At 69.0% G+C, this 7,742-nt stretch carries 6 protein-coding genes and 1 pseudogene; all 7 read right to left on the minus strand.

The annotated features are described in order from the left end of the window. Positions 1-13: 13 nt before the first annotated feature. On the minus strand, positions 14-1,408 hold the full coding sequence (locus FE811_RS12510) for a hypothetical protein (RefSeq protein WP_116222047.1): 1,395 nt from the start codon (positions 1,406-1,408) through the stop codon (positions 14-16). Then, positions 1,405-3,099 carry a beta-1,6-N-acetylglucosaminyltransferase gene (locus FE811_RS12515; RefSeq protein WP_181180862.1) on the minus strand — a complete coding sequence of 565 codons (1,695 nt, stop codon included), beginning with the start codon at positions 3,097-3,099 and terminating at the stop codon, positions 1,405-1,407. Before FE811_RS12515 ends, FE811_RS12510 begins: the two co-directional genes overlap by 4 nt. Further along, positions 3,096-4,121 (minus strand): glycosyltransferase family 2 protein, encoded by a 1,026-nt coding sequence (locus FE811_RS12520; RefSeq protein ID WP_083539053.1) that lies wholly within the window; start codon positions 4,119-4,121, stop codon positions 3,096-3,098. Before FE811_RS12520 ends, FE811_RS12515 begins: the two co-directional genes overlap by 4 nt. A gap of 28 nt (positions 4,122-4,149) precedes the next feature. Then, a complete protein-coding gene (locus tag FE811_RS12525) occupies positions 4,150-5,388 on the minus strand; it encodes a glycosyltransferase family 1 protein (protein WP_116222046.1) in 1,239 nt (412 codons plus the stop codon). After that, positions 5,378-6,376, minus strand: coding sequence for a UDP-glucose 4-epimerase GalE (galE, locus tag FE811_RS12530; RefSeq protein WP_116222045.1), 999 nt, complete (start codon positions 6,374-6,376; stop codon positions 5,378-5,380). Before galE ends, FE811_RS12525 begins: the two co-directional genes overlap by 11 nt. A gap of 6 nt (positions 6,377-6,382) precedes the next feature. Continuing rightward, the gene (locus tag FE811_RS12535; protein ID WP_036752388.1) at positions 6,383-7,273 is read right to left on the minus strand and encodes a UTP--glucose-1-phosphate uridylyltransferase; all 891 of its coding nucleotides are present in this window, start codon (positions 7,271-7,273) and stop codon (positions 6,383-6,385) included. Positions 7,274-7,375: 102 nt separating this feature from the next. Beyond that, positions 7,376-7,742: pseudogene (locus FE811_RS12540) on the minus strand (hypothetical protein); the annotation flags it as partial.

Here is a 7,742-nt window from a genome sequence, read left to right on the forward strand (position 1 = left end):
GGGCCGGGCCAGGCTAGGGCTGGCCGGCAAAGCCGAAGGCGACGTAGTCGCGCAGATAGGCCCTTTTCGCCGCGGCGCGCAGTTCCTGGTCGTTCAGGAAATCCGGGAAGGGCTCGGCCTTGGGCGGTTCGGCCGGCGCCCCGATGCCGGCGCTGGCGGCGAGCCAGGACAGCTCGCGCGGCAGGTCCGCCTCGCGCAGCACCATGTCGGGGGCGCCGAGACGGGCGAAACCGGCCAGCACCTCGGACTGGCTGGCCCAGCCGGGATAGGTCGGCAGCGTGGTCTGGCCGTTCAGGTTGCGGCGCAGCAGGTCCAGGAAGGCCGCGAACAGCTCGGCCTTGCGGCCCTGGTCCAGCGCCGCAAGCTCGGGATCGGGCGGCAGCGGCACGCGATGGATCCGCCGCAGCAGGTCGCGCAATTCGGCATTCCTGCCCTGGGTCAGCGATTCGAACGCCTTCCAGGCCCGCAGCAACGGATGGCGCAGCACGGTGAAACTGCGATGGCCGCCATGCTGGCGCTTCCATTGCCGCAGGCTGGCCTGGGTGAAATCGCCCGCGACCTCGCCCATCGCCCGCAGCCAGTCCGAGACCCGGCCGGTCGGCCCGCCCTTGACCGGCATGAAGATCAGCCCCCTGCCCGCCTCGGCCCCCAGGAACGAGGGCACGGCGGGACCGCGGCGCGGCTCGAAATTCGGGATGCGGCGCAGCATGAACGGGTCGAGGCGCGCCAGTTCCGCCTGCATCTCGTCGAAATTCTCGACCTTCTCGGACAGTTCGCGCGGGTTTTGCGGCACCTGGTCGCTGGCCGGCTCGACCCGCTCCAGGTCGGTGCGGCCCAGCCAGTGCAAAAGGCCGGTCATCACCTCGGCGTCGCGCAGATCCTCGTAGCCCAGCCAGAAGGCGGCCTGGCCGGTCACTTGCAGCCGGTGCATGACCTTCAGCTGGAACGCCTCGATCTCGCCCACCGCCTGCCGGAACTCGGCGCCGTCGAAGCGCACGGCGGCGGGGATCGGGGTCTCGGTCTCGTTCAGCTTCCACTGGTTCGTCGCCCGCGCCAGCGCGGTCGAGACATAGCTGTCCACCGGGTTGCGGGTCAGCACGATCTTGGCGCAGGACCGATCCTCGATGATGGCGTCCAAGACGCGCGGGTCGTGGTCGTGGAAATAGCGAAACCCCGGCAGGTGGTTCGGCTTGTCGAAGATCGCGGCCAGCAGCCGGTGGGGATCGGCCTCGCGCTCGGCCATGGTGATGCCCTTCAGCTCGTCCTTGTCGGGCCAGCCCATCATGTAGGGGTTGAAGGCCTCGCCAAAGCAGGTGACGCGCTTGACGGCGTTCAGCGTCGCCTCGAGCAGGTTCGAGCCGGTGCGCATCTCGGCGAAGATGACGAAGCTGCGAAAGGGCTGGGTCATGGCGCGGGGTTTCCTTGGCTGGTCGGCGGGGCGGGATCGGCCACCGGGAAATCCCCCATCAGCCGCGGATGCAGCCCGGCATTGCGCAGCCTTTGCAGGAACCGCCCCATGCCGGCGATGTCGCACATCCGGGGCAGGTCGGCGGCGGCGCGGGCATCGCCGCCCAGCCCTTGCAGGACGCCGCCCAGCACGGCCGCGGGCCGGGCGCAGACATCGCCCAGATCCCAGACCTGCGTGCGCGCCTTGAGCCAGACCGAGTTCAGCACCTCCATCTGCGCCAGTTCGGTGCGTTGCAGGATGGCAGCGACCCGGCGGATGTCGTCGAAGGGCATGTCGGAATGCAGCAGCGGCACGGCCCAGGCGCCGGTGACGACGAAGATGCGCGCATTGGGATCGGTGGCGAGGAACCAGTTCATTTCCTGCCCGTCGCGCGGGCTGAATTGCCAGGCCTGCATCCGCTGCGAGCTGCGGATCAGGTTGGCCAGGAAGCCGCGCTGGTCCAGGTCGCGCAGCCCGGCGCTGTCGGGCAGCGCCCCCGGCCCCAGCGGCTTGCGGCCGGCGAACTCGACGCCCTGCACGGCGAAGACATGGCCATGCACATCGGCGTCGATCCGCCCAGCCAGCCAGGATTCGAAACCGGGGAACAGGTCGGTGAAGCCCTGGAACAGAGCATAGGGCGCGGCGGTCTTGCCGTTCTCGCGATCCTTCAGCGGAAAGCGGCTTTGCATGTAAAGCCCCGGCCGGCCCAGCCGCCGGCGCGCCACCGCCTGCGCGATGATGCGTTCTACCCGCTCGGGCCGGGGCTCGGCGGCCGGGGGGACCGCGGCCTCGGCCGGCGGGAAATGCCGGTAAAGCCGATCCGCGCCCCGCCAGATCTTGCGCGCGACAAAGCAGCGCGATTGCTGCAAAAGCTCCAGGTGGTCGTCGTAAAAGATATAGGGCTTGCCCTGGTCGTCGAACCTGGCCAGCGTCAGCGAGCGGCTTTCGATGCTTCTGGAATGGCGGCGGGCGAGGGTCTGGAAATAGCTTTCGTCCGGGATCCAGACCCGGCTGAAATAGCGGTCGAACTCGGCCCGGCGCGGATCGGCCAGGATCGCGCCCAGCGTGGCCCGCGTCAGGCACCACCATTGCGAGCCCAGATGCGGCACCAGGCCTCGCGGGATGCGGCGCTTGTAGCCCAGCCGGCGCTGCAGCGCGACATAGCGGTCGAAAAGCTTGTGCCGGCGCCGCCAGGAAAAGGGGAAATGCAGGGTGAAGCGTTCCTCGTTCAGCCCGCCGACGGTCCAGCCGACATCCTCGGCCGTCACGCTTTCGATAAAGTCGCGTCCGGGATGCGACGCCAGATAGGCGCAAAGATCCGCCACCGGCCGCAAGGGCAGGCAGGCGCCCGAGACGACCAGCACATGCGTCACGTCCCCGAACCGCCCGAGCAGCAGGGATGCGGCGTCCTGCGTGGCGCGCACCAGGCTGAAGGTGCCCCATTCGCAGGGATGGCGCGGGCTGAACAGCACCTGCGGCAGGTCGGCCAGCCCGGCGCGCATGGGCCGGACCGCATCCTCGGCCGTCCGGGCATCGACATGGACCGCGACCGCCGCCCCGCCCTCGGCCCAGACCCGCGCCATGCGGGCGGCGATGGGCAGTTCCTCGTGGCACAGCATGACCACGCCCAGCCGCACCGGCGCGTCGCTCATGCCCAGTTCCCCTTGGAGATCAGGCCCAGATCCTCGAGCTGGCGCCAGTCCCGCAGCGCGCAGGACTGCTCGCACCAGAAATCCGGGTCGTCGCGCAGCCCGGCGTGATAGGCCAGGTATTCCTGGCTGTCGGCGTAATGCTGGCGCCGGCTCAGCTCTTCGGCGGATTTCTCGACGAAGCTGGACAGGAACTTGGCATGCAGCAGGCAACCCGAGGCCTTTTCGCCGCCGTCCTGGTCATAAACCAGGTTCAGCGAGCGCGGCAGCAGCATATGGGTCGAGCTGACATAGGCCTGGCCCCGCTGCCAGCGCACCAGCGGGATCTTGTTCAGCGCCGGGGCGTTTTCGGGATCGTCGGCAAAGAAGGCCCGCGCCCGCGGCCCGCCCTGGATCCACAGGTTGCCGTATTCGCCGTTCTTGCGGATGACGTAATTGGCCGGGTCGAACCAGCGCGCGATCTGGAACGGATCCTGCCCGGCGCGATAGGGCTCGGCGGCCAGCGAGCCCTGGGGATACATGTCCAGCAGCATGGCCGAGAAGGCGCGGATGTTGCTGGCGTCCAGCCAGTCGGTCAGCGCCTGCAGGGGCCGGGTGTCGTGATGGGGATAGACCAGGAATTCGTCGGGATCGACCGTCAGGCACCAATGCCCCGCGCCATGGCGGTGCAAGAGCCAGTTCATCCAGTCCATGCCGAAGCGCGCCGCCTTGTAGCTGGCATGGGTCAGCCAGACCGAGACGTCCTGCTGCTCGCCCAGGTATTCGCGCCCGCCATCCTGCGAGCCGTTGTCCACCACCAGGAAGTGCCGGATGCCCAACGCCCGGTAATAGTCCAGAAACCACGGCAGGCGCGGCGCCTCGTTGCGCATGGTCATGAACAGCAGGATGTCGCCCGGCGCGATTCGGGCGGTGCGGTCCCAGACCGGATGCAACTGCCGGCGACGGCGGATCGCGCGCCCCAGCAGCCATTGACGGCGGGCGCGGAGCCTCAGTTTACGCCGGATAATCCTGAACGGGCGCGGCACGGGAACTCTTTTTACCTTTTACTGCCCGTCACATAGACGCAACCTCCGAGAGGCGCAATGTTTCGCTCAACCCTGCGTGGAAATGCGCGAAATGCCCGTCCCAGGCCGGCACCGGCCAGGCCGGCCGCCGCAGCGGCGGGGCGGCCGCCAGCCGCGCGATCTCGGCCGCCCAGTCGGCGGGGGCGTCGGGCGACAGCCAGGTCGCGTAATCGCCCAGCATCTCGCGCGCCGCCGGCAAGGGCGTGGCCAGGACCGGGATGCCGCGCCCGGCCGCCTCGGTCAGCGGCAGGCCGAAGCCCTCGGCCCGGCTGGGCATCAGCAACCCATGGCTGCGGTTCAGCAGCGCCGCCACCGCGCCGTCGTCCAGGTCGGAAAGCTCCTGCACCGGCCCGCGCGGCGGCAGGCGGTCGAGCCGGGCAAAGACCGCGCGATTCTCCCAGCCGCGGCGGCCGATGACGAACAGCTGCGGCGGCTTCGGCCCGCGCTCCAGCAACTGCCAGGCGTCCAGGAGCAGCCCGTGGTTCTTGCGCGGCTCGATGGTGCCCAGGGTGATGAAGAAGGGGCGCGACAGGTCCAGGCCGGCCGGCAGGCCGGCCGGATCGGGCGCGGCCAGCCTGGTGCCGATGGGCGCGGCGACGACCGGCGCATGGCCCGGCAGCCCCAGCCGCTCGCGCCAGCGCAGCACATCGGCGCGGGTGGCCTGCGAAACGGTCAGGATCAGTTCTGCCTGCCCCAGCGCGGCGGCGAAGCGGTCGCGGAACTTCCCGGCCTGGCCGGCACGGGTGAATTCGGGATGGTCCAGCGGGATGGTGTCGTGGATCAGCACCGCCCGCGGCAGGGGGCGCAGGTTCGCCAGCAGCGCCGGTTGCAGGTTGGCATGGCCGACGTTGACGTAGACGCCCTGCCCCAGATGCGCCTGGGCGGCGCGGCCCAGGCCCCGCCCGTCGCGACCGGCCCGTGCCAGCGCCATGCCGCGCAAAGCCGCCTCGGCCCGCGCAGCCAGGGTGCGCCGCCCGCGCAGCCGGTCCAGCAGGTCGGGCGGCGGCAGGTCGTCCAGCGCCCCGCCCAGCCAGCGCAGGATCGCCGCCCCGGCCTGGGGCGGCAGCAGCAACTGCCCGCGCCGCACCCGGCACAGCAGCAGATGCGGGCGGTCTTGCAGATGGGCCAGCCATTCCGCCTCGACCCGGTCGATGCCCGTCGCCGGGCCACCGCCGAGCCGCGAGATCAGCCGCGAGACATCCAGCAGAACCGCCGGGTCAGGCCTCATATCCGCCGTTCTGGTGCCAGCGCCAGGCGTCGCCGATCATCTGCGGCAGGGTCGAGCGCGCCGGGTTCCAGCCCAGAACCGAGACCGCCTTCTCGCTGCCCGAGACCAGCTTGACGGCATCGCCGCCACGGCGCGACCCCTCGGTCAGCGGCACCGGGCGGTTGGTGACATGCCGGGAATGGTCGATCACCTCGCGCACCGAAAAACCGTTGCCGGTGCCCAGGCAGAAGACCTCGTGCCCGCCCTCGGCCACCTTGCCGTCCAGCAGGTGTTTCAGCCCCAGCACATGCGCGTCCACCAGGTCCATCACATGAACATAGTCGCGGATGCAGGTGCCGTCCGGGGTCGGATAATCCGTGCCGTGGATGGTCAGCGCCGCGCGCTTGCCGTCGATGGCGTCCAGGATCAGCGGGATCAGATGCGTCTCGGGCTGGTGGAACTCGCCCACCTCGGCATCCGGGTCGGCGCCGGCCACGTTGAAATAGCGGAAGATCACCGATTTCAGCCCGTCCGAGGCGCCGAAATCCTTCAGCATGTCCTCGATCGCGCGCTTGGAGGCGCCATAGGCGTTCAGCGGCGTCTGCGCGGTCGTCTCGTCCAGCACGACACCGTCATGGTCGCCATAGGTGGCGCAGGTCGAACTGAAGACGAAATTCCGCACCCCCGCCGCCAGCGTCGCCTCGATCAGGCTCAGCGAGGCGCTGACATTGCCGCGCCAATACTTGCCCGGCTCGCGCATCGCCTCGCCGACCTGGCTCAGCGCGGCGAAATGCATCACCGCGACGGGCTTGTGGCGGGCAAAGACCTCGTCCAGCCGGGCCCGGTCCAGCAGGTCGCCCTGCTCGAAGGGGCCGAATTTCACCGCCTGCCGCCAGCCGGTGCAGAGATTGTCATAGGTGACGGGCTCGAAGCCCGCCGCGCGCAATGCCTTGCAGGCGTGCGAGCCGATATAGCCCGCGCCGCCGGTCACCAGAACCTTGTTCGTCATGCCCGCTTATTCCGCCGCCTTGCGCATTGCCAGGACGTCGGAAAGATAGTCGGCAAATTCATCCCTCAGATCGTCGCGCGCCAGGCCGAAAGCCACGGTCGCCTGCAGGAAGCCCGCCTTCGAGCCGCAGTCGAAGCGCTGGCCGCGGAAGCGCAGGCCGAACACGTCGCGACCCTCGGCGATCTCGTCGGCGATGGCGTCGGTCAACTGGATCTCGCCGCCCGAGCCCTGCTTGAGCTTGTTGAGGTTGCTCAGCACCGAGGGCGCCAGGATGTAGCGGCCGATCACGGCCAGGTTCGAGGGCGGGTTGTCCTTGGGCTTCTCCACCATGCCGCGGGCGCGGACGATGGCGCCCATGTCCTCGGACACGTCCAGCACGCCGTAGGCCCTGGTCTTCTCGGCCGGAACCTCCATGGTGGCGACCATGCTGCCGCCGGTTTCCTGATAGGCCTCGATCATCTGTTGCAGGCAGGGCGGCTCGCCCATGATGACGTCGTCGGTCAGGATGACGGCAAAGGGCTCGTCGCCGACCAGGCGGCGGGCGCACCAGACGGCATGGCCCAGCCCCAGCGCCTTGTGCTGGCGGACATAGGCGATGGCGCCCGATTCCATGTTGGTCGAGCGCAGGATGTCCAGCAATTCGTTCTTGCCGGATTTCTTCAGGCTCGATTCGAGCTCATGGGCGTGGTCGAAGTAATCCTCGAGCGCGCCCTTGCCGCGCGAGGTGACAAAGATGAACTCCTCGATCCCTGCCGCCCGTGCCTCGTCGATGGCATATTGGATCAGCGGGCGATCCACCAAGGTCATGATCTCCTTGGGAATGCTCTTGGTGGCGGGAAGAAAGCGGGTGCCCAGTCCAGCCACGGGGAAGATGGCCTTGGTGACTTTGCGAGTCATGAATTCGGTCTCCTGATTTCTGCACCGACGCAGGGCATTTATCCCTTTTTGCGGGCGCCTGCGCAACAAGCGCCTGGCCGGCACAGTCGTTCCTTTAAAATGTTAAAGCGATTCAATTTTTGCGTTTTGCGGCGATTTTCCGCTGATCTCGCTCCGCCGTCCAGGCAAATTTCCTCGCTCGCGCAGAATGCGCGCATTCTTGCTCAGAAATATGACAGGCGGGTCTCTGGGCAGCGAGGCGCCCCAAACACCGCCCCATTGTTCCCACCAGCCGCCCGCGGCGCGGGTCCGCCGATGCGGCAGGAAACTGGGGGTCAGCAGCAGCAGTTCGGTGGGCCGCCCCTGGGCCACGGCTTGCGCCGCGCGGGCGCGCAAGGTGCGCGCCTGCCAGTGCCAGCCGGCCAGAAACAGCGGCTCGCCGCCCGACGCCCGGCGCGGCAGCGGCTGGAACGGCGGCGGCGGGGGCCGG

The organism is Paracoccus sp. FO-3 (assembly GCF_006386455.1).
GTDB classification, from domain to species: domain Bacteria; phylum Pseudomonadota; class Alphaproteobacteria; order Rhodobacterales; family Rhodobacteraceae; genus Paracoccus; species Paracoccus versutus.

Excerpts from the sequence above, each read along its gene's own strand:
- FE811_RS12510 (WP_116222047.1), bottom strand. The coding sequence starts at position 1,408 with ATGACCCAGCCCTTTCGCAGCTTCGTCATCTTCGCCGAGATGCGCACC.
- FE811_RS12515 (WP_181180862.1), bottom strand. The coding sequence starts at position 3,099 with ATGAGCGACGCGCCGGTGCGGCTGGGCGTGGTCATGCTGTGCCACGAG.
- FE811_RS12525 (WP_116222046.1), bottom strand. The coding sequence starts at position 5,388 with ATGAGGCCTGACCCGGCGGTTCTGCTGGATGTCTCGCGGCTGATCTCG.
- galE (WP_116222045.1), bottom strand. The coding sequence starts at position 6,376 with ATGACGAACAAGGTTCTGGTGACCGGCGGCGCGGGCTATATCGGCTCG.
- FE811_RS12535 (WP_036752388.1), bottom strand. The coding sequence starts at position 7,273 with ATGACTCGCAAAGTCACCAAGGCCATCTTCCCCGTGGCTGGACTGGGC.